Source organism: Sphingomonas morindae (assembly GCF_023822065.1).
Taxonomy (GTDB): Bacteria; Pseudomonadota; Alphaproteobacteria; order Sphingomonadales; family Sphingomonadaceae; genus Solisphingomonas; species Solisphingomonas morindae.
In genome coordinates this window covers 1,684,287-1,708,163 of sequence record NZ_CP084930.1, presented here as the reverse complement: position 1 = coordinate 1,708,163, position 23,877 = coordinate 1,684,287, and the positions used below count along the sequence as shown (strand labels likewise).

The 23,877-nt window shown below is 71.1% G+C and carries 20 protein-coding genes; 8 read left to right on the top strand and 12 right to left on the bottom strand.

Going from position 1 to position 23,877, the window contains the following annotated elements:
- Window positions 1-37 precede the first annotated feature (37 nt).
- Together LHA26_RS08270 and LHA26_RS08265 are read right to left on the bottom strand one after the other, a co-directional pair.
- On the bottom strand, window positions 38-838 hold the full coding sequence (locus LHA26_RS08270; RefSeq protein ID WP_252168235.1) for a LytR/AlgR family response regulator transcription factor: 801 nt from the start codon (window positions 836-838) through the stop codon (window positions 38-40).
- Window positions 835-1,923 carry a sensor histidine kinase gene (locus tag LHA26_RS08265; RefSeq protein ID WP_252168234.1) on the bottom strand — a complete coding sequence of 363 codons (1,089 nt, stop codon included), beginning with the start codon at window positions 1,921-1,923 and terminating at the stop codon, window positions 835-837. The genes LHA26_RS08270 and LHA26_RS08265 overlap by 4 nt, the downstream gene beginning before the upstream one ends.
- Before the next feature lie 94 nt (window positions 1,924-2,017).
- Between LHA26_RS08265 and LHA26_RS08260 the strand changes: the two genes are divergently transcribed.
- Both LHA26_RS08260 and LHA26_RS08255 read left to right on the top strand, forming a co-directional pair.
- Window positions 2,018-2,905, top strand: a complete 888-nt coding sequence (locus tag LHA26_RS08260; RefSeq protein ID WP_252168233.1) for a DMT family transporter — start codon at window positions 2,018-2,020, stop codon at window positions 2,903-2,905.
- Window positions 2,906-3,013: 108 nt separating this feature from the next.
- A complete protein-coding gene (locus LHA26_RS08255; protein ID WP_252168323.1) occupies window positions 3,014-4,333 on the top strand; it encodes an NCS2 family permease in 1,320 nt (439 codons plus the stop codon).
- Here the strand turns inward: LHA26_RS08255 and LHA26_RS08250 are convergent.
- From LHA26_RS08250 to LHA26_RS08230, 5 genes are read right to left on the bottom strand one after another with little or no spacing between them, the layout of a single operon-like run.
- Window positions 4,315-5,160, bottom strand: coding sequence for an HpcH/HpaI aldolase/citrate lyase family protein (locus LHA26_RS08250; protein WP_252168232.1), 846 nt, complete (start codon window positions 5,158-5,160; stop codon window positions 4,315-4,317). The genes LHA26_RS08255 and LHA26_RS08250 overlap by 19 nt on opposite strands.
- Window positions 5,157-5,609, bottom strand: a complete 453-nt coding sequence (locus tag LHA26_RS08245) for a MaoC family dehydratase (RefSeq protein ID WP_252168231.1) — start codon at window positions 5,607-5,609, stop codon at window positions 5,157-5,159. The genes LHA26_RS08250 and LHA26_RS08245 overlap by 4 nt, the downstream gene beginning before the upstream one ends.
- Window positions 5,606-7,441, bottom strand: a complete 1,836-nt coding sequence (locus tag LHA26_RS08240; RefSeq protein ID WP_252168230.1) for an acetyl/propionyl/methylcrotonyl-CoA carboxylase subunit alpha — start codon at window positions 7,439-7,441, stop codon at window positions 5,606-5,608. The genes LHA26_RS08245 and LHA26_RS08240 overlap by 4 nt, the downstream gene beginning before the upstream one ends.
- An 11-nt stretch (window positions 7,442-7,452) precedes the next feature.
- The gene (locus LHA26_RS08235; RefSeq protein ID WP_252168229.1) at window positions 7,453-9,051 is read right to left on the bottom strand and encodes a carboxyl transferase domain-containing protein; all 1,599 of its coding nucleotides are present in this window, start codon (window positions 9,049-9,051) and stop codon (window positions 7,453-7,455) included.
- Window positions 9,048-10,193 (bottom strand): acyl-CoA dehydrogenase family protein, encoded by a 1,146-nt coding sequence (locus LHA26_RS08230; protein ID WP_302898058.1) that lies wholly within the window; start codon window positions 10,191-10,193, stop codon window positions 9,048-9,050. Before LHA26_RS08230 ends, LHA26_RS08235 begins: the two co-directional genes overlap by 4 nt.
- 85 nt (window positions 10,194-10,278) lie before the next feature.
- Here LHA26_RS08230 and LHA26_RS08225 point away from each other — a divergent pair, with 85 nt between their 5' ends.
- On the top strand, window positions 10,279-11,133 hold the full coding sequence (locus tag LHA26_RS08225) for a LysR family transcriptional regulator (protein ID WP_252168228.1): 855 nt from the start codon (window positions 10,279-10,281) through the stop codon (window positions 11,131-11,133).
- 5 nt (window positions 11,134-11,138) lie between these two features.
- Here the strand turns inward: LHA26_RS08225 and LHA26_RS08220 are convergent, their stop codons facing one another.
- The 3 genes from LHA26_RS08220 to LHA26_RS08210 are packed head-to-tail and all read right to left on the bottom strand — an operon-like array spanning window position 11,139 to window position 15,300.
- Window positions 11,139-12,590, bottom strand: coding sequence for an efflux transporter outer membrane subunit (locus LHA26_RS08220; protein ID WP_252168227.1), 1,452 nt, complete (start codon window positions 12,588-12,590; stop codon window positions 11,139-11,141).
- A gap of 8 nt (window positions 12,591-12,598) precedes the next feature.
- Window positions 12,599-14,140 carry an MDR family MFS transporter gene (locus tag LHA26_RS08215; RefSeq protein WP_252168226.1) on the bottom strand — a complete coding sequence of 514 codons (1,542 nt, stop codon included), beginning with the start codon at window positions 14,138-14,140 and terminating at the stop codon, window positions 12,599-12,601.
- Window positions 14,137-15,300 carry an HlyD family secretion protein gene (locus LHA26_RS08210; protein WP_252168225.1) on the bottom strand — a complete coding sequence of 388 codons (1,164 nt, stop codon included), beginning with the start codon at window positions 15,298-15,300 and terminating at the stop codon, window positions 14,137-14,139. The genes LHA26_RS08215 and LHA26_RS08210 overlap by 4 nt, the downstream gene beginning before the upstream one ends.
- A gap of 86 nt (window positions 15,301-15,386) precedes the next feature.
- On the opposite strand from LHA26_RS08210, the gene LHA26_RS08205 reads away from it, so the two are divergent.
- The 4 genes from LHA26_RS08205 to LHA26_RS08190 all read left to right on the top strand — a co-directional run bounded on the left by LHA26_RS08205 (window position 15,387) and on the right by LHA26_RS08190 (window position 19,074).
- Window positions 15,387-15,848 (top strand): MarR family winged helix-turn-helix transcriptional regulator, encoded by a 462-nt coding sequence (locus LHA26_RS08205; RefSeq protein WP_252168224.1) that lies wholly within the window; start codon window positions 15,387-15,389, stop codon window positions 15,846-15,848.
- A 39-nt stretch (window positions 15,849-15,887) separates the two neighbouring features.
- Window positions 15,888-16,979, top strand: coding sequence for a patatin-like phospholipase family protein (locus LHA26_RS08200; protein WP_252168223.1), 1,092 nt, complete (start codon window positions 15,888-15,890; stop codon window positions 16,977-16,979).
- Between the two features lie 89 nt (window positions 16,980-17,068).
- Window positions 17,069-17,374 (top strand): DUF485 domain-containing protein, encoded by a 306-nt coding sequence (locus tag LHA26_RS08195; protein ID WP_252168222.1) that lies wholly within the window; start codon window positions 17,069-17,071, stop codon window positions 17,372-17,374.
- The gene (locus tag LHA26_RS08190) at window positions 17,371-19,074 is read left to right on the top strand and encodes a cation acetate symporter (RefSeq protein ID WP_252168221.1); all 1,704 of its coding nucleotides are present in this window, start codon (window positions 17,371-17,373) and stop codon (window positions 19,072-19,074) included. The genes LHA26_RS08195 and LHA26_RS08190 overlap by 4 nt, the downstream gene beginning before the upstream one ends.
- Before the next feature lie 48 nt (window positions 19,075-19,122).
- Here the strand turns inward: LHA26_RS08190 and LHA26_RS08185 are convergent, their stop codons facing one another.
- Window positions 19,123-20,319: an acyl-CoA dehydrogenase gene (locus LHA26_RS08185; protein ID WP_252168220.1), complete on the bottom strand. Its 1,197-nt coding sequence runs from the start codon at window positions 20,317-20,319 to the stop codon at window positions 19,123-19,125.
- A 186-nt stretch (window positions 20,320-20,505) separates the two neighbouring features.
- Here LHA26_RS08185 and LHA26_RS08180 point away from each other — a divergent pair, with 186 nt between their 5' ends.
- Window positions 20,506-22,764 (top strand): NADP-dependent malic enzyme, encoded by a 2,259-nt coding sequence (locus tag LHA26_RS08180; protein WP_252168219.1) that lies wholly within the window; start codon window positions 20,506-20,508, stop codon window positions 22,762-22,764.
- On the opposite strand, the gene dinB is transcribed toward LHA26_RS08180, so the two are convergent.
- The gene (gene dinB / locus LHA26_RS08175) at window positions 22,761-23,831 is read right to left on the bottom strand and encodes a DNA polymerase IV (protein WP_252168218.1); all 1,071 of its coding nucleotides are present in this window, start codon (window positions 23,829-23,831) and stop codon (window positions 22,761-22,763) included. The genes LHA26_RS08180 and dinB overlap by 4 nt on opposite strands.
- Between the last annotated feature and the right edge of the window lie 46 nt (window positions 23,832-23,877).

Below are 23,877 nucleotides of genomic sequence, written 5' to 3'. Positions count from 1 at the left end.
GGCGGCGCGGCCACACGGCCCGCCGCCCCCGCGCCGATCAGTGGACGAAGCGCGCGACGACATCCTTGTAGGAGCGCGACACCTTCACCTGCGCGCCCGATTCCAGCACCAGGAAGCATTCGCCATTGGTGTGCGGCTTGACCTGGCGGACCAGATCGAGATTGACGATGGTGGAGCGGTGCACCCGCTGGAAGCGGCGGGGATCCAGCCGCTTCTCCAGGAACTTCATGGTTTCGCGCAGGATCAGCGTGTTGTCGCCGGTATAGATGCACATATAATCGCCGGCGGCGTCGATCCGCTCGATCGTATCGACATCGACGCGGAAGATCTGGCCGCGATCCTTGATGTTGATCAGCTTCTCGTAGCGGTTGGCGGCCGGCCCGTCATGCCCGTCGGTGATCGCCTCGGCGGCCTCGGGCGCATGTTCGGCCAGCGCCTCCTTGAGTCGGCCGACCTCCTCCACCCCCTTGCGCTCGGCGAGCCGCTGGCGGACGCGATCGAGCGTATCGGCGAGGCGATCCTCCTCCACCGGCTTCATCAGATAATCGGTCGCCTGCGCCTCGAAGGCGCGGATCGCATGATCGGAATAGGCGGTGACGAACACGAACAGCGGCGGCTCCACCTCCATCAGCCCCTGGATTACCGAGAAGCCATCGAAACCGGGCATCTGGATATCGAGAAAGACGAGATCGGGCTTGTGGGTCTTGATCGCGCGGATCGCCTCGCGGCCATTGAGGCAGGTGTCGATCACCTCGACATCCTCGTGCCGGGCCAGCCGCAGCTGGAGCCCCTGAATCGCCAGCGACTCATCGTCGACCAGGATCGTCCGTATCGTCATGCAATTTCCTTCGGTACTGACTCGGCCGGGATCTCGATCCGCACCGAAAAACCGCCCTCGGCCAAGGGATGCGCCTCGAAGCTGTGGCGCGGCCCATAGGCCTGGGCGAGTCTCTCGCGGATATTGGCGAGACCCACACCCATGGACGAGGTGGCGCGCTGGCCGCCATCGTTCAACCCCGGCCCCGTATCCGTCACGGCGATTTGCACCCTGTCACCGATCAGGCGAGCCGTCACCGCGATGTCGGCGCCCTCTTCCTGCGGGGTGACGGCGTATTTGATGGCGTTTTCGACCAGCGGCTGGAGCAGCAGCGAGGGCAGGCGCGTGCCCGCGGCCGCCGCCTCCACGTCGAAATGGGCGCGCAGCCGCTCCTCGAAGCGCATCTTCTCGATCTCGAGATAGAGTTTCAGCGTCTCGACCTCCTGCGCCAGCGTCACCTGCGCGGTCGGCTCGTTGACGAGCGTGTAGCGCAGAAAGGCCGACAGCCGGCTGAGCATCATGTTCGCCCGGTCGGTCTGCTTGAGCAAGACCAGCGTCGAGATGGAGTTGAGCGTGTTGAACAGGAAGTGCGGATTGAGCTGGTAGCGGAGCATCGCCAGCTGCGCGGCCGAGGCCTGGCCTTCGAGCCGCTCCAGCTGATCGGTCTGCTGCTCGAGCTTGAGATAGAAGTTGATCGCGTAATAGAGCGCGGACCAGGCCGCCAGCACCGCGAAATCGAGGATGATCGCGCCGAGGAACTGCGCGCCCTCGGGCCGGATGCCGGGCCGGTAAAAGGTGGCGTGCGCCCAGACCTCGATGGTGGAGAAGGCCGCCGAGGCGGCCACGAGCAGCACGATCGACATGCTCCACGTCCAGATCGGCCGGGCCTGGATCAGCCGGCGGAACGCCGCGCCCATCAGCAGCGTGAGCGAATAGCCGGTGGCGGTGGCGAGCGCCGAGGGGACGATGAACAGCAGCCCCATGGCATTGGCGATGCCGGTGAGCGTGCGCAGAATGAAATAGCCGGCCCAGCCGGCCGATTGCAGCAACCAGAAGGCGCGGTTCTTGTCCGCGAAAAATGGTTCGGGCGCGCGGCGTTCGGCCATCGGAGCCGTCTAGCCCAAGCGACCGGCGCGGCAAAGCGGCTATCGGCGCATCCCCCCTCTCGCGCCGGGGCGCGCTTTGCGCCATGAGCGCACCATGCGCCGCACCGCCTTTCTCATGCTGCTCGTCGCCGGCCTGTGCTGGGGGCTGGGCTTTCCCCTGGGCAAGCTGGCGCTCGCCGAGACGGACGCGGCGCATGTCGTGCTGCTGCGCTTCCTGGTGGCGGCGCTGGCCGCCCTGCCCTTCGCGCTCGGCCGGGCCGAGAACCGCGCCCTGTTCCGCTCGGCGCGCGTGCTCGGCGCGGGCCTGCTCTACGGCATCGCCTTCCTCGTCCAGTTCGAGGGGCTGGCGCGCGTGAGCGTGACGCTTGCGGCGCTGCTGGTCGGCGCCATGCCGGCGCTGATCGCGGTCTCCGCCCGGCTGCTCGGCGAGCGGACCTCGTGGCAGGTGTGGGGCGGGGTGGCGGCGGCGACGCTGGGGGCGGCGCTGATCGCCGGCCATCCGGGCGATGCCGGCTCGCTGCTCGGCGTGGCCCTTTCGCTCGGTTCGCTGCTGCTCTTCCTCGGCTGGTTCTACGCGCTCAAACATGCGCCGGCGGGCGGCGGCGCGCTCGCCATGCCGGCGGTGACGGTGGTGGTGGCGACGATGGTGCTGCTGCCGCTGGTGCTGGTGCTGCACGGCCCGCCGCCGCTGCGGCTGAGCGCGCCGGCCTGGGCGGGGATCATCGGCCAGGGGCTGCTCTCCACCATGGTCGCCACCGCCGCCTGGGATTATGGCGCGTCGCGCGTGGGCAGCGCCAGCGCGGGCGTGTTCATCAATATCGAGCCGCTGCTCGGCGCGATCCTCGGCGTCTCGCTGTTCGGCGACAGGCTGACCTGGAGCCTGGCGGCGGGCGGGCTGCTGATCCTGGCGGGCAGCCTGGCGGTGGTCTTGGGCGAGACCCCGCACCATGACCGCAGCGACGCGCCGCCCAGCCCCGCCTGAGCCCCACCGGCGCGCCGCTTGCCAGCGCCGCGCCGCCGGCTAGACTGGCGGGGGCGGCCGCCGCTCGCGCCGGGCGGCGCCGCCCCCGCCCGCGGAAAGGCCGACGCCATAGTCTCCCTCGCCCTCGATCGCCGCTTCGCCCTCGCCGCGCGGGGCAGCGACCTGCGCACCGAACTGGTGGCGGGCGCCACCAGCTTTCTCACCATGGCCTATATCGTGCTGGTGAACCCGGCCATTCTGGGCGCGGCCGGGATGCCGCCGGCCGGCGTCGCGGCCGCCACCTGCCTCGCCGCCGGCTTCGCCTCGATCCTGATGGGGCTGCTCGCCAATGTGCCGCTGGCGCTGGCGCCGGGCATGGGGCTGAACGCCTATTTCGCCTTCACCGTGGTGCAGGCCATGGGCATTCCCTGGCCCACCGCGCTGGCGTGCGTCTTCCTTTCGGGGCTCGCCTTTCTCGCGCTGACGCTGGCCGGCGTGCGGCAGATGATCGTCGCCGCCATCCCGGCGCCGCTCTTCGCCGCCGTGGCGGGCGGGATCGGGCTGTTCATCGGCTTTATCGGGCTGCGCAACGCCGGGCTGGTGGCGGCGAGCCCCGCCACCTTCGTGACGCTGGGCGATCTCCACCGGCCGGGCGCGCTGTGCGCGCTGTTCGGCCTGGCGCTGATCGCCGCCCTGAGCCTGTGGCGCGTGCGCGGCGCGATGCTGATCGGCATCTTGGCGACCAGCCTGGTCGCGGCCTGGTTCGGCCAGAGCGGCGCGCCCGCGCCCGGCTATGATCTGGGCGCGATCCGGGGCACGGCGCTGGCGCTCGATTTCTCCGGCCTGCTCGGCCGCCACGGCGTCGGCCTGCTCGAGATCCTCTTTGTCTTCCTGTTCGTCGACCTGTTCGACAATCTCGGCACGCTCGTCGCCGTCAGCCGCCGCGCCGGGCTGATCGCGCCCGATGGCAGCATCGCCGGCCTCAACCGCATCCTGCTCGCCGATTCGATCGCGACCATGGCGGGCGCGCTGCTCGGCACCAGCACCGTCACCGCCTATGTCGAAAGCGCGGCGGGCGTGCAGGCCGGCGGCCGCACCGGGCTGACGGCGATCGTCACCGGCCTGCTCTTCCTCGCCACCACGCTGGTCGCGCCCTATGCCGGGCTGGTGCCGGTGGCGGCCACCGCGCCGGCGCTGATCCTGGTGGGCGGGCTGATGATGGCGCCGCTGGCCGAGATCGACTGGCAGGATCCCTTCATCGCCGTGCCCGCCTTCCTCACCCTTGTAATGATCCCGCTCAGCTTCTCGATCGCCAACGGCCTCGCCTTCGGGCTGACGGCGCTGGCGGTGATGAAGATCGTGTCGGGACGCCTCGGCCGGGGCGATTGGCTGCTGATGCTGCTGGCCGCTTTGTTCGCGCTGCGCTTCGCCTATCTGTCCGCCGCCTGATCCCCGGCGCGGGCGAGCAGCCGCTCGGCGGCGAGCCGGTGCGGCCTGTCCACCATCCGGCCGTTGACGCGCAGCGCGCCCGCGCCCGGCGCGGCGGCGAAGGCGGCGAGGATCGCGCGCGCCTCGGCCAGCGCTTCGGCATCGGGGGTAAAGCCGGCGTTGATCGCCGCCACCTGGGTCGGGTGGATCGCCATCATGCCGGTGAAGCCGTCGCGCACGGCGGCGGCGATCGCGCGATCCAGCGCCGCGGGATCGCCGATCGCGGGCACCACCGTATCGATCGCGGGCACGCCCGCCGCATGGGCGGCGAACAGCGCGAGCGCGCGCACCATCTCGAAAGGCGGCGTGAAGCCGCCCTCGGGATGGCGCGAGACGGCGCCGATCGCGGCGGGCAGATCCTCCGCGCCCCAGGTGAGGCCGAGCAGCGCGTCGGCCACCTCGGCATAGCCGCCCAGCCGGAACAGCGCCGCCGGGGTCTCGGTGGCGATCGGCAGCACGGGCAGCGCCGGCGCGCGGGCGCGGAGCGCGCGGATGCTGGCGGCGCCCTCGGCCTTGGGGAGCACCAGGCCATCCGGCTCGGCGGACCGGATCGCGGCGAGATCGGCTTCGCTGTCCGGCCCGTCGAGCGGATTGATCCGCACCAGCAGCGGCACCGGCCGCGACGCCGAGGCGAGCCGCGCCGCCACCGCCTCGCGCGCCGCCGCCTTGGCCTCGGGCGCGACCGAATCCTCGAGATCGAGGATCACCGCGTCGGCGCCGCTGGCCTCCGCCTTGGCGAAGCGCTCGGGCCGGTCGCCCGGCACGAACAGCAGCGAGCGCAGCCTCATGCCGGTTGCCGCCGGACGAGCGCGCTGCGCAGGCATTGGCAGACCACAAGATCGCGCTGGTTGAGGAGGCGGTGCGCGAAGGTGACGATCCCCGCCTCGGGGCGCGAGCGGCTTTCCTTCAGCGCCTCCACGACCGTTTCGGCGCGCAGCGTGTCGCCGATAAAGACGGGGGCCGGCATCACCACCTTGTCATAGCCGAGATTGGCGACGAGCGTGCCGAGCGTCGTCTCGCCCACGCTCAACCCCACCATCAGCGCGAAGGTGAAGGTGCCGTTGACAAGGACGCGGCCGAACTCGCTCGCGCGCGCCGCCTCGGCATCGATGTGCAGCGGCTGCGGATTGTGCGTCATGGTCGAGAAGAGAAGATTGTCCGTCTCAGTCACGGTGCGGCGGATCGGGTGGGCGATGGTGTCGCCCACCGACCATTGCTCGAACCAGCGCCCGCTCATGGCGTGGGCTCCGCCGCGATCCGCGCCAGCATCTGGCCCTCGCGCGTCTGCGCGCCGCTGGTCGCGGCAAGCTCCACCACCACGCCGTCGAACGGCGCGGTCAGCCCATGCTCCATCTTCATCGCCTCCAGCGTCACCAGCAGCTGGCCCTTGGCGACGCTCTCACCTTGCCGCACCGCCACGGCGATGATGCGCCCGGGCATGGGCGCGAGGATGGCGCCGTCGCCCGCGCCGCCGCCGCCCGCGCCATCGACGCGCCACGGCTCCAGCGCCCAGACCTGGCCATGCTCGGCGATCAGCGCGCGCGTGCCGCCCGCGCCGCCCGCCGCCACCGGCAGGCAGAGCGGCGCGCCATCCAGCCGGAACCAGCCGTCCCGCACCGGCGGCGCATTGAGCCGGAAGCCCAGCGGCTCGGGCGCCGCCGCCAGCCGGCGCGCCGCCGCCGCCAGCGCCGCTTCGGACGGACGCGCCGGCGGCAGCAGCGCCGCGCCGAGCCCCGCGATCAGCCCGGTATCGAGCCGCGCCGCCGCGAAATCGGGATGGTTCAGCGCGGCGACGAGGAAGCCGGCATTGGTCCGCACCGGCCAGACCGCGCTTTCGGCGAGCGCGCGCGCCAGCTTCAGCCGCGCCGTCTCGCGATCGGGGCCATGCGCGACGAGCTTGGCGATCATCGGGTCATAATAAGGCGAGACGCTATCGCCCTCGGCCACGCCGGTATCGATGCGGCCGGGATCGCCCAGCCGCAAATGGGTGAGCGGGCCGGTGCTGGGCAGGAAATCGCGCGCGGGATCCTCCGCATAGAGCCGCGCCTCGAGCGCCCAGCCGGTGATGGCGAGATCCTCCTGCCGGCAGGGCAGCGCCTCGCCGCTGGCGATGCGCAGCTGCCACTCGACCAGATCCACCCCGGTGATCGCCTCGGTCACCGGATGCTCGACCTGGAGCCGCGTGTTCATCTCCATGAACCAGATGCGGTCGGCGCGCAGCCCCTCGGACGCATCGGCGATGAACTCGACCGTGCCCGCGCCGACATAGCCGACCGCGCGGGCGGCGCGGACCGCCGCGTCGCACAGCGCCGCGCGCGTGGCCGCATCCATGCCCGGCGCCGGCGCTTCCTCGATCACCTTCTGGTGGCGCCGCTGGAGCGAGCAGTCGCGCTCGAACAGATGCACGACGCCGCCGTGGCTGTCGCCGAACACCTGCACCTCGATATGGCGCGGGCTGGACACATATTTCTCCAGCAGCACGCGATCGTCGCCAAAGGCGGCCGCGGCCTCGCGACGGCAGGCGGCGAGCGCTTCGGCAAAGCCGGCGGCGGCGTCGACGCGGCGCATCCCCTTGCCGCCGCCGCCCGCCACCGCCTTGATCAGCACCGGAAAGCCGATCGCCGCCGTCTCGGCCGCGAGCCGCGCCTCGGATTGGTCCTCGCCCAGATAGCCGGGCGTGGTCGGCACGCCGGCGGCCTGCATCCGCGCCTTGGCCTCATGCTTGAGGCCCATGGCCTGGATCGCGGCGGGCGGCGGCCCGACCCAGACCAGCCCCGCCGCCCGCACGGCTTCGGCAAAGCCCGCATTCTCGGACAAAAAGCCATAGCCGGGATGGATCGCCTCGGCCCCGGTCTCGATCGCGGCGGCGAGCAGCGCGGCGCCGTCCAGATAGCTGTCGCGCGCCGGCGGCGGGCCGATGCGGACCGCCACATCGGCGCTGCGCACGTGCAGCGCGCCGGCATCGGCATCGGAATAGACGGCGATGGTGCGGATGCCGAGCCGCCGCGCGGTGCGGATGACGCGGCAGGCGATTTCACCGCGATTGGCGATGAGCAGCGAGCGGATCATGGCGCCCCTCCTTACATGCGGAACAGGCCGAAGCGCGCGGCCTCGGCGATGGGAGCGACATGGCAGGCGGCGAGCGCCAGCGTCAGCACGTCGCGGCTCTGCGCCGGATCAATCACGCCATCGTCCCACAGCCGGGCGGTGGCGTAATAGGGATTGCCCTCCTCCTCATATTTGGCGCGGATCGGCGCCTTGAAGGCGTCCGCCTCGGCCTCGCTCCAGCGCGCCGCATCGCGATGCACCGTCGCCAGCACCGAGGCGGCCTGTTCGCCGCCCATCACGCTGATCCGCGCATTGGGCCAGGTGAACAGGAAGCGGGGGCCGAAGGCGCGGCCCGCCATGCCATAATTGCCGGCGCCGAAGCTGCCGCCGATCAACAGGGTGATCTTGGGCACCTGCGCGGTGGCGACGGCGGTGACGAGCTTGGCGCCGTGCTTGGCGATGCCCTCGGCCTCATATTTGCCGCCGACCATGAAGCCGGAGATATTCTGCAGGAACAGCAGCGGCACCCGGCGCTGGCAGGCCAGCTCGATGAAGTGGGCGCCTTTCTGCGCGCTCTCGCTGAACAGCACGCCATTATTCGCGAGGATCGCCACCTTCATGCCCGCGATCCGCGCGAAGCCGCAGACCAGGCTGGCGCCGTAGAGCGGCTTGAACTCGTGCAGCGCCGATCCGTCCACCAGCCGCGCGATCACCTCGCGCACGTCATAGGGGGCGCGCACATCCTGGGGGAGCAGGCCGTACAGCTCCTCGGCGGGATAGAGCGGCGCGACCGGATCGAGCCGGTCCGGCGCCGCCTGCTGGGGCGGCAGGGTGGCGACGATGTCGCGCAGGATCGACAGCGCATGGGCATCGCTTTCGGCGACATGATCGACCACGCCCGAGCGCCGGCCATGGAGATCGCCGCCGCCCAGATCCTCCGCCGAGATGATCTCGCCGGTCGCGGCCTGCACCAGCGGCGGCCCGGCGAGGAAGATCGTGCCCTGGTTGCGCACGATCACGCTCTCGTCGGACATGGCGGGCACATAGGCGCCGCCGGCGGTGCAGCTGCCCATCACGCAGGCGATCTGCGCGATCCCCTCGGCGGACATCTGCGCCTGATTGTAGAAGATCCGGCCGAAATGCTCGCGATCGGGGAAGACATCGGCCTGGTTGGGCAGATTGGCGCCGCCCGAATCGACCAGATAGAGGCAGGGCAGCCGGTTCTCGCGCGCGATTTCCTGCGCGCGGAGATGCTTCTTCACGGTCAGCGGATAATAGGTGCCGCCCTTCACGGTGGCGTCGTTGCAGACGATCATCGCCTGCCGGCCCGACACCCGGCCGATGCCCGCGATCAGCCCCGCACCCGGCACCTCGCCGCCATAAAGGCCGTGCGCGGCGAGCTGGCCGATCTCGAGAAAGGGCGCGCCGGGATCGAGCAGCCGCTCCACCCGCGCGCGCGGCAGCAGCTTGCCGCGCGCCTCGTGCCGCGCGCGCGCCGCCTCCGTCCCGCCGCGCGCCGCCGCCGCCACCTCGGCGCGCAGCGTCGCCACGAGCGCGCGATGGTGCGCGGCATTGGCCGCGAAGGCGGCGCTGCCGGTATCGATCCGGCTGTCGATCACCGCCCCGGTCATGCGCCGATCAGCTCGCGGCCGATCAGCATGCGGCGGATCTCGTTGGTGCCGGCGCCGATATCGAGCAGCTTGGCGTCGCGCAGATAGCGCTCGACAGGCCAGTCGCGCGTATAGCCCGCGCCGCCCAGCGCCTGCACCGATTCGAGCGCCACCTTCACCGCATTCTCGCTGGCGAGCAGGATCGCGCCGGCGGCGTCGAAACGCGTGGTCCGCCCGGCATCGCAGGCGCGCGCCACCGCATAGACATAGGCCCGCGCCGCGTTGAGCGCGACATACATGTCCGCCACCTTGGCCTGGATCAGCTGGAAGCTGCCGATCGCCTTACCGAACTGCTGGCGCTCGCGGACATAGGGCAGCACCGTGTCCATGCAGGCCTGCATGATGCCGAGCTGGATGCCGGCCAGCACGGTCCGCTCATAATCCAGCCCCGACATCAGCACGCCGACGCCGCCATCCACCGGCCCGAGGATATTGGCATCGGGCACCAAGCAGCCATCGAACACCAGCTCGGCGGTGGGCGAGCCGCGCATGCCCATCTTGTCGATCTTCTGGCCGATCGCGAAGCCCGGCATGCCGCGCTCGATGAGGAAGGTGGTGATGCCGCGCGCGCCCTCGCCCGTCTTGGCGTAGACGACCAGCACATCCGCCTCGGTGGCGTTGGTGATCCAGAATTTGGTGCCGGTCAGCGCATAGCCGCCGTCGCGCCGCTCGGCGCGCAGCCGCATCGACACCACGTCCGAGCCCGCCCCGCTTTCGGACATGGCAAGGCTGCCGACATGCGCGCCCGAGATCAGCTGCGGCAGGAAGCGCGCCTTCTGCTCGGGCGTGGCCCAGCGCCGGATCTGGTTGATGCAGAGATTGCTGTGCGCGCCATAGCTGAGCCCGACCGAGGCGGAGGCGCGCGCAATCTCCTCCTGCGCCACGACATGCTCCAGATAGCCCAGGCCGAGCCCGCCATCCGCCTCGTCGACGGTGATGCCGTGCAGCCCGAGCGCGCCCATCTCCGGCCAGAGCGACCGCGGGAAGCGATCCTCGGCATCGATCGCCGCCGCGATCGGGGCGATGCGATCGGCGGCGAAGCGCCGCGTCGTCTCGCGAATCATGTCCGCCGTCTCGCCCAGGGCGAAATCGAAATCGCTCACGCTGCCTCTCCTTTTGCACCATCCTACCGGCGGCGCGTCGATGGGTACAATTGATAGCGCGCGCGGCACTGCATAGACACGGTCTATGATGGAGCGATACCAGCTGCGCTATTTCCTGGCGGTGGTGGACCAGGGCGGCTTCTCGCGCGCGGCGCAGCATTGCCATGTCACCCAGCCCAGCCTGTCGGCGGGGATCGCCAAGCTCGAGCGCGCGCTCGGCACCGCGCTTTTCCTGCGCTCCAACCAGCGCGTCGAGCTGACCGAGGCGGGCGCGCGGCTGCTCGTCCATGCCCGGCGGATCGAGCGCGAGTTCAACGCCGCGCAACAGGGGCTGACGGGCGCCGCCGGGCCGGTGCCGCTGCGGCTGGGGGTGCTGCGCAGCCTGCCCGTCGCGCTGATCGCGCCGCTGGCCGCGCGGCTCGCCGAAGAGCGGCTGATCGAGCTTGTCGAGGGCAGCGAGCGCGAGCTGATCGGCCATGTCGCGCGCGGGCGGGTGGACTGCGCGCTGACCCTGGTGGGGCGCGGCGGCGATCGCTTCGTCGAGCAGCCGCTATTCGAGGAAGGCTATGCGCTGGCGCTGCCTGCGGGCCATCGCCTCGCCGGCGCGGACAGCGTCGCGGCCGAGGCGCTGGCGGGCGAGGTGATGCTGCTGCGGCGCCATTGCGAGGCGCTGGCCGAGACCAGCCGCCACTTCACCGAACGCGGCATCCGCCCCCATTTCGCCTATCGCGCCACCGAGGACGAGCGGGTGCTGGCGATGGTGGCCGCCGGGCTGGGGGTGACGGTGATGCCCGAAAGCTATGGCGCGCCGGGCGTCGCGCGGCCCCGGCTCGCCGGCTTCACGCTGCGCCGCACGATCGGCCTGCTCGCCGCCGAGGAGGCATCGGCCGAAGCGCGCGGCGCGGTGGCGGCGGCGCTGGCGGCGATCCGGATCGGCTGAGCGGCTCAGGCCGCGCCCCAGCCCAGCCCCAGCGCCTTTTGCAGCGCGATGAAATCGCCGGTGAGCTGCGCCGTCGCCTGATCGAGCGCCTGATCGGCGGCGATGCGGCGCTGCTCCGCCTCGAGCAGATCGATCCGCGTCGCGGTGCCGGCGGCGAAGCGCTGCGCGGAGAGATCCACCGCCGCCTGCGCCTCGCCCCGCGCGCGGGCCAGCGCCGCCACCGTCTGCCGGCGCGCGCCGAAGCGGGCGAGCGCATCCTCCGCGTCGCGCAGCGCCGCGAGCACGGCGGCGTCGTAGTTCGCCTCGGCCTCGTCGCGGCTCGCCCGGGCTTCGGCGATGCGCGCATGGTTGCGGCCGAAGCTCAGGAAGTTCCAGCTGATGCGCGGCGCGATCAGCGCGAAGACGCTGTCGGTGGAGACGAGATCGGAGGGCGAGGTGCCCCCCAGGCCGACCATGCCCATGAAGCTGATCTTGGGAAATTGCGCCGCCACCGCCTGGCCGATCGCGGCGGTCTGCGCGGCGAGCGTGCGTTCGGCGGCGCGGATATCCGGACGGCGCCGCAACAGGCTGGCCGGATCGCCGATCGCCACGCGCGGCGGCGGCAGCGGCAGCGCACCGCCGGCGGCGAGGCTGGCGTCGAGCGTGCCCGGCACCGATCCGGTCAGCGTCGCCAGCGCATCGAGATAGGCGTCGCGCTGCGCCACCAGCGGGGTCGCGTCGGCGCGGCTGCTCGAGAGCTGGTTGCGCGCCTGAACGAGATCGAGGCGCGATGCCGTGCCCTGGGCGAAGCGCTGCTCGACCAGCTGGAGCAGCTGCGCGCGGCTCGTCACGGCGGCATCGGCCAACGCCATGCGGCGCTGCACGTCGCGCAGATTGACATAGGCCTGGGCGATCTCGGCGGTGAGGCTCACCTGCGCATCGGCGAGCCGCGCCTCGGCGGCGCCCGCCTGGGCGCGCGCTTCCTCCACCGCGCGGCGGCGGCCGCCGAACAGATCCACCTCCCAGCTCGCATCGAAGCCGGCATTGTAGAAATCGAGCGTCTGCGCGCCGTCGCCGCTGCCATTCTGATTGGTCTGGCCGCTGCCGTTCTGATCGCCGCTATTCTGGCCGATCGCCAGCCCCGGCGTGCGGGCATGGAGATAGACCGCGCTGCCATTGACGTTGGGCAGGCCGTTCGCCCGCTCCAGCCGCACCGCCGCGCGCGCCTGGCGGAGCCGCGCCTCGGCGGCGGCGAGATCGGGATTGGCCGCCAGGCCGCGCGCGATCAGCGCATCCAGCGTCTGGTCGTTGAGCGCCGTCCACCAGCGCGCCAGCGGCGGGCCGGGCTGGGCGGCGTCGGCGGCGCGCGCATAGGCCGCCGCCCCCGGGCTGCGTGGCGGCCCGCCATAATCGGGTCCGACCGTGCAGGCGGTGGCAAGCCCGGCCGCCAGGACGACGCAAGAGGAGAGACGGCGCATGATGATCCTCAATGGGCGGCGACCGGCTTGCCGGTCTTGGGCAGCGGCCGCAGGAAAAGCACCAGCGGCATCACCAGCAGCATGCCCATGGCGAGAATCCAGAAGAGATCGGCATAGGTCATGGTGAGCGCCTCGCGCTGGATGGTGCCGGCGAGCTGGCGCAGCGCGGCCGGCTCGCCGCCCAGCGCCCGCGCCTGGCCGGCGACGTAGGACTGGACCGAGAAGGCGTTGGCCGGCATCGATTCCTCCAGCCGGCGGCTGTGCAGCCAGAGGCGCTGATCCTGGATCACCGCGATGCCGGCGAGCGCGAAGGAGCCGCCGAGATTGCGCGCCGCGTTATACAGGCCCGAGGCGTCGCCCGCGAGGCTGGGCGGCACCGATCGGATCGCGGCCTGGTTCAGGAACATCATCGCGAACACCGTGCCGACGCCGCGCATCAGCTGCGAATCGACGAAAGTGCGCCCATCGGCGAGCGCGGTGAGATCGGTCTCCAGCCAGGCGCTGAGCGCGAGCAGCCCGAGCCCCATCAGCACCGCCACGCGAATGTCCAGCGTCCGCACCAGCCAGGGGGTGAAGGGCATCATCAGCAGCATCGGCACGCCCGAGAGCAGCACCACCTGGCCCGACTGGAACGCATTGTAGTCGGAGATGCCGGCCAGGAACTGCGGGATCACATAGGAGGTGCCGTAGATCGCCATGCCGATCATCGTCACCATCGCGGCGACGCTGCCGAACTGCCGATCGAGCAGCAGGCGCAGCCGGATGACCGGGCGCTCGGCGCGCCACTGGCCGATGCCGATCAGCACGAAGCCGATCGCCGCCACCACGCTGAGCCAGAGGATGGTGGGCGAGGAGAACCATTGCTCGCGCTCGCCCTCCTCCAGCACCACGGTGAGCCCGCCAAGACCAAGCGCCAGCCCGAATATGCCGAACCAGTCGGCCTCGCCGATCAGATCCAGGCGCGCCTTCTGGTGCTCCATCGCCACCAGCAGCAGCGCCACCAGCGCCACGCCCACCGGCAGGTTGATGAAGAAGGCATAGTGCCAGCTGACATTCTCCGTAAGCCAGCCGCCCAGCACCGGCCCCACCACCGGGCCGAGGATCGCGGTCATGCCGAACATGGCATTGCCCACCGGCTGCTGGTGCGGCGGCAGCCGCGTGGCGATGATGGTCATCGCGGTGGGGATCAGCGCGCCGCCGGTAAAGCCCTGGCCGACGCGGCCGATGATCATCATGCCGAGCGTGGAGGAGAGGCCGCACAGGATCGAGAAGAGGGTGAACAGCCCCGCCGCCAGCAGCAGGAAGCTGCGCAGCCCGAACAGCCGCGAGAGCCAGCCCGAAAGCGGGATAATGATGATCTCCGCCACCAGATAGGCGGTGGCCACCCAGGTGCCCTCGGTGCCGGAAGCGCCGATCTCGCCCTGGATCGTCGGCAGCGAGGAATTGACGATCGAGATGTCGAGTGTCGCCATCATCGCGCCGAGCGTGCCCGCCGCGACCGCCAGCCAATCGCTGGCATCGGCATTGGCGGCGGGCCGGGCGTCGCTCATCGCGCGGCCGGCGCCTGGTCGCGCCGGCGCTCCTCCTGATCGCGGATGCGCTCGAGCGCGCCCTTGGCGGCGATCGTGTCCACCGTCACCGTCACCGACAGGCCGGGCACCAGCACCTGGCGCGCGGCATCGCCGGCATCCAGCGCGATCCGCACCGGCACGCGCTGGACGATCTTGGTGAAGTTGCCGGTGGCGTTCTGCGGCGGCAGCAGCGAGAATTCGCCGCCCGTGCCGGGCGCCACGCTGGCGACATGACCGTTCAGCACCACGCCGGGCAGCGCATCCACCTTGATCCGGGCGGGCTGGCCGGGGCGCATGCGGCCGAGCTGCGTCTCCTTGAAATTGGCGGTTATGTAGAGATTCTGCACCGGCACCACCGACATCAGCCGCGTGCCCGCCTGCACGAAGCTGCCGACCTCCGCGCTCTTGTTGCCGATGCGCCCGTCGACGCTGGCGCGGATCAGCGTCGCGCCGAGATTGACGTTGGCCGCCGCGAGCTGCGCCGCCGCCGCCGAGCCCTGCGCGCGGGCCTGGCGCACCTGCGCCTCGAGCGCGGCGATGCGGCGGCGCGCGCTCTCCACCGCCGCCTGCTGCGCGGCCACCGCCTGATCCGCCTGTTCGGCCTGGGTGCGCAGATTGGCGAGCTTCTCGCGCGTCTCGGCGCCGCTCGCGGCGAGCGGCGTGTAGCGCTGCACCTGCGCATGCGCGAACTGCGCGTCGGCGCGCCTCGTGCCAAGCTCGGCCTGGGCCTGCCGCACCGCCGCCTGCTGCTCGCGGATGGTGGCGCGCGCATTCTCGACATTGGCGTCGGCGATCGCGATCTGCGCCTGATACTGGCTGGTCTGCGCGCGATAGTCGCGCGGGTCGATGCGCAGCAGCGGCGCGCCGGCCTTCACCATCTGATTCTCGACGACGTAGAGTTTCTCGATATATCCCGAGATCTTGGGCGCCACCGTCACCATGTCCGCCTGGACATAGGCGTCGTTCGTCTCCTCCAGAAAGCGGCCGCGGGTCTGATAATGGATGAACCAGATCACCAGCGCGATCAGCGCCACCGCCGCGAGCGCCAGCAGGATCAGCCTGGCCCGGGGCGACAGGCCCTTGCGCTTCTTGGCGGGTGCGGCCGCCTCGCTCTTGGGCTGTTCCTCATCGCTGCTCATCGCCGCATCCCGCATCCACTCTTGGCCACGCCGCGCCTCTTGCTCAGCGCGGAAAAAACTGCAAGACAATTTTATATGGTGCCATCATGAATGCAACCTCGGGCAAACCCGCGAGCGAACGCCTGGGCGAGGCGCTGCGCGATTTCAACTTCCGCTCGGGCCGCGTGTTCGATCGCGTGCTGGCGGGGGAAAGCGTGTCGGCGGCACGCTTGCGGCTGCTCCTGTTCATCGAGAAACATGATGGCGCGCGCTCCAGCGATGTCGCCCGCGTGTTCGGCCATTCGCCGCGCACCGTGACGGAGGCGATCGACGGCGTGGAGCGCGAGGGGCTGATCGCGCGGGTGCCCGATCCCCAGGACCGTCGCGCCAAGCGGCTGGCGCTGACCGAGGCCGGTCGCGCCGCCATCGCCGCCGCGGCGCCCCGGCTCCAGCATTTCAAGCAGCGGCTCTTTTCCGCGCTGAGCGTCGAGGAGCAGGAGCGGCTCGCCGATCTCCTTACCCGGCTGAACGAGCGGCTGAACGGGATCGAGGAGGAACTCGAAGGCTAACGCCGCGCAACCGGCGCCGCGCTCGCGGGTTGGCGCGGCATGCGTGCGGATCCTCCCCCGACCCCGCTCTGCCGGCCGCCGGCGGCGCTCGTGCTGGGCGGCGGCGTCGCGCTCGGTGCCTATCATCTCGGCGCGATCGAGCGGCTTGACGCCGCGCTGGACATCCAGGCCGTGGCCGGCGCCTCGATCGGCGCGATCACCGCCGCGCTCTTCGCCGGCAATGCGCCGGACGCGCGGCTCGACCGGCTCCGCCGCTTCTGGACGCGGGTGGAGGAGGCGCCGCCCTGGCCCGATCCGCTCGGCCTCGCCGCGCACGGGCCATGGCGCCACTGGCGCAACTGGGCGAGCGCCGCCACCGCACGGCTGGGCGGCGTGCCGGGCCTGTTCCGCCCGCGCGCCGAGCCCGGCGCCTGGCTCGGCGAGCGCGCCAGCCTCTACGACCAGAGCCCGCTGGCGGACACGCTCGCCGGGCTGATCGACGCCGACCGGCTCCGCGCCGGCGCCATGCGCTGCTGCATCGCCACCACCGATATCGAGACCGCCGAGCTGGTCCTGTTCGACAGCGCCGCCGGCGACGCCATCGCCATCCCGCACATTCTCGCCAGCTGCGCGCTGCTGCCGAGCTTCGCGCCGGTGCGAATCGGGGACCGGCTGCTCGGCGATGGCGGGCTTTCCGCCAATTGCCCGTTCGAGCCCTTTCTTGCGCCCGACCGGCGCGATCCGGCGCCGCCGCTGGTGGTGCTGCTCGATCTCTTCGCGCCCGATGCGACTCCGCCGACCAGCATCGAGGCGGCGGCGGCGCGGTCCACCGAGGTGCAGTTCGCCGCGCAGAGCCGGCTGCGGCTGGACGCGATCGGCGCCGCGCGCGCGGCGGCGGGCGGCGCGGCGACGCGCGTGCTCGCGCTCAGCTATCGCGCGCCGGGCGAGGAGGCGGGGCCGGAGCGCCAGTTCGATTTCTCGGCGCGCAGCCGCCACGATCGCGCGGCGGCCGGGCGACGGGATGCCGAGGCGGCGCTGGCGCATCTGGCGACGCTGCCGCCGCTCGCGGGGCACGGGCTCGAGCTGCACCGCATCGCCGCCCCCGGTCGCGGCGCCGCCACCGTGCCGATCCGCCAAGTCACGGCACTGTAACAAAGCTTTGCTTGCGCGCGCCCGGCTTTCGGGCATGATCCTGAAGACAAGGCCGGCGAAGAGCGGCCTATCTCTTGGGGGAGAGCGATATGCAGGAAGAGCATCTGCGCCTGGCCGAAGACCCGCGCTATCAGGAACTGCTCCACCGGCGCGGCCGCGTCACCGGCGTGCTGACCGTCATCATGCTGATCGCCTATTTCGGCTTCGTCCTGCTCATCGCCTTCGACAAATCCTTCCTCGCCCAGCCGGTGGCGGGCGGCGTCACCTCGCTCGGCATCGTGCTCGGCTTCGCGCTGATCCTGCTCGCGATCGCGCTGACCGGCGTCTATGTCCGCGCCGCCAATCGCGTGTTCGATCCCCTGGTCGATGCGCTCAAGGCGGAGGCCGGACGATGAGCCGCGTCCGTGCCGCCGCGGGCGTGGCGCTGCTGCTGGCGCCCGCGCCGGTGCTGGCCGATGCGCTCGCCGGCCAGACCAAGCAGCAGCCGACCAACTGGACGGCGATCGTCATCTTCGCCGCCTTCGCGGTCCTCACGCTCGCCATCACCCGCTGGGCGGCGCGGCGGACCCGCACCGCCTTTGAATTCTACACCGCCGGCGGGGGCATCACCGGCTTCCAGAACGGCCTCGCCATCGCCGGCGACTTCATGTCGGCCGCCTCCTTCCTCGGCATATCGGCGCAGATCTTCAAGGACGGCTATGACGGGCTGATCTACTCGATCGGCTTTCTGGTCGGCTGGCCGATCATCCTCTTCCTCATGGCCGAGCGGCTGCGCAACCTGGGCCGCTACACCTTCGCCGATGTCGCCTCCTTCCGCTTCGCCCAGCCGCCGGTGCGCGGCTTCGCGGCGGTGAGCACGCTGGTGGTGGTGCTGTTCTACCTGATCGCGCAGATGGTGGGCGCGGGCCAGCTGATCAAATTGCTGTTCGGCCTCCGCTACGAATATGCGGTGCTGATCGTCGGCGTGCTGATGACGCTGTACGTGCTGTTCGGCGGCATGACGGCCACCACCTGGGTGCAGATCATCAAGGCGGTGCTGCTGCTCGGCAGCGCCAGCTTCATGGCGGTGGCGGTGCTCGCGCGCTTCGGCTTCTCGCCCGAGGCGCTCTTCGCCCGCGCGGTGGCGGTGAAGACGGGCCTCGCGCTCGCCGATGGCAAGACCCAGGCCGAAGCCGCCAAGGCGGGCCTCTCGATCATGGGTCCGGGCAATTTCATCAAGGATCCGGTCTCGGCCATCTCGCTCGGCATGGCGCTGATGTTCGGCACGGCGGGGCTGCCGCACATCTTGATGCGCTTCTTCACCGTGCCCGATGCCCGGCAGGCGCGCAGCTCGGTGCTGTGGGCGACAGGCTGGATCGGCTATTTCTACCTGCTCACCTTCATCATCGGCTTCGGCGCGATCGTGCTGGTGGCGACCGAGCCGCGCTACAGCGACGGCGCGGGCGGCCTGCTGGGCGGCGGCAACATGGCGGCCATCCATCTTGCCCATGCGGTGGGCGGCAATCTCTTCCTGGGATTCATCTCCGCCGTCGCCTTCGCCACCATCCTCGCCGTGGTCGCGGGCCTGACGCTGTCGGGCGCCTCGGCGGTGAGCCATGATCTCTACGCCACCGTGCTGCGCCGGGGCGCCGCCGATTCGGCCGCCGAGCTGCGCGTCTCGCGGCGCACCGTGCTGGTGCTCGCGCTGGTCGCCATCCTGCTCGGCATCCTGTTCGAGAAGCAGAATGTCGCCTTCATGGTGAGCCTCGCCTTCGCGGTGGCGGCCTCGGGCAATTTTCCGGTGCTGCTCCTGTCGCTCTTCTGGCCCGGCTGCACCACGCGCGGGGTGGTGGCGGGCGGCAGCCTCGGGCTGGTGCTGGCGCTGATCCTCACCATCCTGTCGCCGGCGGTGTGGGTCGCGATCTTCGGCTACAAGACGGCGATCTTCCCCTATTCCTCGCCGGCCATCATCTCCATGCCGATCGCCTTCCTGACGATATGGCTGGTCTCGCTGACCGATGGCAGCGCGCGCGCCGCGGTCGATCGGCGGGGCTATGCCGCGCAGCGGCTGCGCGCCGAAACCGGGATCGGCGCCGCCCGCGCGCATCTCCATTGAGGCCGAGACGGGGCGACGCCGCGGCGCCGCCCCGCCCCCTCCATCGGGTCAGAAGGCGGAGAGGCCGGTGATCGCGCGGCCCAGGATCAGGCCGTGCACATCGTGCGTGCCCTCATAGGTGTTCACCGTCTCGAGATTGGCGGCGTGGCGCATGACATGGAATTCGGCCGAGATGCCGTTGCCGCCATGCATGTCGCGCGCGGTCCGCGCGATCGCCAGCGCCTTGCCGCAATTGTTGCGCTTGATGAGGCTGATCGTCTCGGGCACCAGCGTGCCCGCGTCCAGCCGCCGGCCGACGCGGAGCGCCGCCTGCAGTCCGAGCGCGATCTCGGTCGCCATGTCGGCGAGCTTGAGCTGGACCAGCTGCTTGGAGGCGAGCGGCACGCCGAACTGGTGGCGATCCAGCGTATAGCCGAGCGCCGCCTGATAGCAGGCCTCGGCGGCGCCCATCACGCCCCAGCCAATGCCGTAGCGGGCGCGGTTGAGACAGCCGAACGGGCCCTTGAGCCCGGCGACGTTCGGCAGCAGCGCCTCTTCGCCCAGCTCGACGCCATCGAGCACGATCTCGCCGGTGATCGAGGCGCGCAGGCTGAGCTTGCCCTCGATCGTGGGGGTGGAGAAGCCGGCCGCGCCGCGCTCCACCAGAAAGCCGCGGATCGCATTGTCATGCGCTTCGGACTTGGCCCACACCACCGCGACATCGGCGATCGGCGCGTTGGTGATCCACATCTTGGCGCCGTGCAGGCGATAGCCGCCCGGCGTCTTTTCCGCGCGGGTGCGCATGCCGGCGGGATCGGACCCGGCATCGGGCTCGGTCAGGCCGAAACAGCCGACCAGCGTTCCCGCCGCCAGCCCCGGCAGGAAGCGCCGGCGCTGCGCCTCCGAGCCATAGGCATAGATGGGGTACATGACGAGCGAGGACTGGACGCTCATCGCCGAGCGATAGCCGCTGTCCACCCGCTCCACCGCGCGCGCGATCAGCCCGTAGGAGACATAGCCGAGCCCGGCGCCGCCATAGTCGGCGGGGATGGTCGCGCCGAGCAGCCCGAGCGCGCCCATCTCGGAGAGGATGGCGCGATCGAACGTCTCGTCCAGATAGGCGCGGGTGACGCGCGGCAGCAGCTGGTCGCGGGCATAGGCCTCGGCGGTGTCGCGCACCATCCGCTCCTCCTCGCTGAGCTGCGACTCCAGATCCAGGGGATCGGCGGGATCGAACCGGCTGAGGCCGGGCTCGGCATGGGTCACGTGAAGCTCCTCTCGTCCCGGCCGGCATGGCCGGTCCGGCGCGGCCGGGCGGCCGCCTGATGCCCCGCTCTATCGTCTCAGCACGTGGCGGGAAAGCGGGGCGCGCGCCGGGCGTGCGGCGCTGCCGGCTTTCGCGCGCCGCCCCGCCTCGCTATGGCGGAGCCTCGCAACCGCATGGGAGGACACATGGACGACGCGTTCCGGCAGGCGGCGCTCAGCTATCATCGCGAACCGCGCCCCGGCAAACTCGGCATCCTGCCCACCAAGCGCATGGAAACGCAGCGCGATCTGGCGCTCGCCTATTCCCCCGGCGTGGCCGCGCCGTGCCTCGAGATCGCCGCCGATCCCGATAAGGCGCGCGACTATACCGCGCGCGGCAATCTCGTCGCCGTCATCTCCAACGGCACCGCCGTGCTCGGGCTCGGCAATATCGGCGCGCTCGCCTCCAAGCCGGTGATGGAAGGCAAGGCGGTGCTGTTCAAGAAATTCAGCGGCATCGACGTGTTCGACATCGAGGTCGACGCCGCCGATCCGGACCGCTTCGTCGAGGTGGTGGCGGCGCTCGAGCCGAGCTTCGGGGCGATCAACCTGGAGGACATCAAAGCCCCTGAATGTTTCGAGATCGAGGCCAAGCTGCGCGCCCGGATGAATATCCCGGTCTTCCATGACGATCAGCACGGCACCGCGATCGTGTGCGCGGCCGCCGTGCGCAACGGCCTGCTCTGCCAGGGCAAGACGCTGGCCGAGGTCAAGCTCGTCACCTCCGGCGCGGGCGCCGCCGCGCTCGCCTGCGTGCGGCTGCTGATCTCGATGGGGCTGCCGGCGGAGAATGTGACCCTCACCGATATCAAGGGCGTGGTCCATGCCGGCCGCGAGGGGCTGACGCCGGAGCTGGAGCCCTTCGCGCGCCACACCGACGCGCGCACGCTGGGCGAGGTGATCGGCGGGGCGGACGTGTTCCTGGGCCTGTCGGCGCCGCGCGTGCTCAAGGAGGAATGGCTGCCGCTGCTGGCCGAGAAGCCGCTCATCCTCGCGCTCGCCAATCCCGAGCCGGAGGTGGATCCGGCGGTGGTGCGGCGGGTCCGCCCCGATGCCATCATCGCCACGGGCCGTTCGGATTATCCGAACCAGGTCAACAATGTGCTCTGCTTCCCTTATATTTTCCGGGGCGCGCTCGATTGCGGCGCCACCGAGATCAACGCCGAGATGGAGCGCGCCTGCGTCGAGGCGATCGCCGAGCTGGCGCGGGTCGAGCCGGACGAGACGGTGGCGCGCGCCTATGGCGGCGCGCAGCTCACCTTCGGGCCCGAGCATATCATCCCCAAGCCCTTCGATCCGCGACTGGTGCTGCACATCGCCCCGGCCGTGGCGCGCGCCGCCATGGCGACCGGCGTGGCCCGCGCGCCGATCACCGATTTCGCCGATTATGCGCGCGTGCTGCAGGGCTTCACCTATCGCTCGGGGCAGCTGATGCACCCCGTGTTCGAAAAGGCACGCGAGGCCAATCACCGCGTCGCCTATTCCGAAGGCGAGGAGGAGCGCACCCTGCTCGCCGCCCAGGTGGTGGTGGACGAGCGGCTGGCGCGGCCGGTGCTGGTCGGGCGGCGCGCGGTGATCGCGGCGGCGATCGCCCGCTTCGGCCTGCGCATGCGCATCGGCGAGGAGATCGAGGTGTTCGATCCCACCGAGGATGAGGCGCTCGCGGAGCGGCTGGGCGCCGCCTATGCCGCGATCGTCGACCGGCGCGGCATCACGCCCGCGGCGGCGCGCAACCGCATCCGCACCCATGGCTCGATCACGGCGGCGATGCTGCTGGCGCAGGGCCATGTCGATGCGGCGCTGTGCGGCGGCACCGCCGACTGGTGGCAGCAGACCCGCCACGTGCTGCCGATCATCCCGCCCCTGCCCGGGCTGAAGCGCGTCTATGCGTTGTCGGTGCTGATCGTCGGCGACAAGACGCTGTTCATCTGCGACACGCACATGAACGTCGATCCCTGCGCCGAGGAGATCGCCGAGATGACGCTGCTCGCCGCCGATGCGGTGCGCCGCTTCGGCATCCCGCCGCGCGCCGCCTTGTGCAGCCACAGCAATTTCGGCGCCTCCAACTCGCCCTCGGCGCGCAAGATGCGCCAGGCGCTCAAGCTGATCCGCGACGACGCGCCCGAGCTTGAGATCGACGGCGAAATGCATGCCGACGCCGCCCTGCTGCCCGCGCTGCGCGAGCGGCTGGTGACCGACAGCCCGCTCACCCGCAACGCCAATCTGCTGGTGATGCCGTCGCTGGACGCGGCCAACATCGCCTTCACCCTGCTTGCCGGCGCGACCGACGGGCTGGCGGTGGGGCCGCTGCTGCTCGGCCTCTCCAAGCCCGTGCATGTGATGACCGCCACCGCGACCGCGCGCGGGCTGGTCAACATGACGGCGCTCGCCGTCTCGGGCGGCTAGAGCGCGAGCGCGAGCTGGGCGGGGGCGGCGGGATCGCCCTCGCCCAGGCCAGACAAAGTGAGGCCGAGCAGCCGCACCGGCTTTTCCAGCGGCACCAGCGCATCCAGCAGCTCGGCGCCGGCGGCGGCGAAACCGGCCTCGTCGGTGATTGGCGACTCGACGCTGCGCGCCCGCGTGATCTGGCGGAAATCGTTGAACTTCACCTTGAGCGTAACGGTGCGCCCGCGCGCCTGCGCGGCATCCGCCCGTTCCCACACCGTGGCGATGATGGGCGCCAGCGCCGCGTGGAGATCGGCCGGGCGGATCAGATCCTCGGAAAAGGTGCGTTCCGCGCCGATCGACTTGCGCACCCGGTCCGGCCGCACCGGCCGCTCATCGATGCCGCGCGCGGCGCCGTGGAGATAGGCGCCCCAGCTGCCGAAATGCTGGGTCAAGGCCTCGATCGGCTGGGCGGCGAGATCGGCGCCGGTGACGATGCCGAGCCGCGCCATCTTGGCGGCGGTGGCGGGACCGACGCCGTGGAACCGCGTGACCGGCAGCCCCTGCACGAAGGCGGCGCCGCGCGCGGGCGGGATGACGCAGCAGCCATCGGGCTTGTTCTGGTCCGAGGCGAGCTTGGCGAGAAATTTGTTGTACGAGACGCCCGCCGAGGCGGTGAGGCCCGTCTCGGCGCGGATCGCGGCGCGGATCGCCTCGGCGGTGGCGGTGGCGGAGCCGAGGCCGGCCTGGTCCTCGGTGACGTCGAGATAGGCCTCGTCGAGCGACAAAGGCTCGATCAGCGGCGTGAATCGGGCGAAAATCGCGCGGATTTCGCGCGAAACGGCGCGATATACGTCGAATCGCGGCCGCACGAAGACGAGATCGGGGCAGAGCCGCCGCGCGGTGACCGACGGCATCGCCGAGCGCACGCCGAAGCGCCGCGCCTCATAGCTCGCCGCCGCGACCACGCCGCGCAGCTTCTCGCCCCCCACCGCGACCGGCAGACCGCGCAGCGCGGGCGTGTCGCGTTGCTCCACCGACGCGAAAAAAGCGTCCATATCGACATGGATGATCCTGCGCGCGGACATCGCCGGCCGTTCTACGCGGCGCGCGCGGCAAGACAAGCGCGGCGCC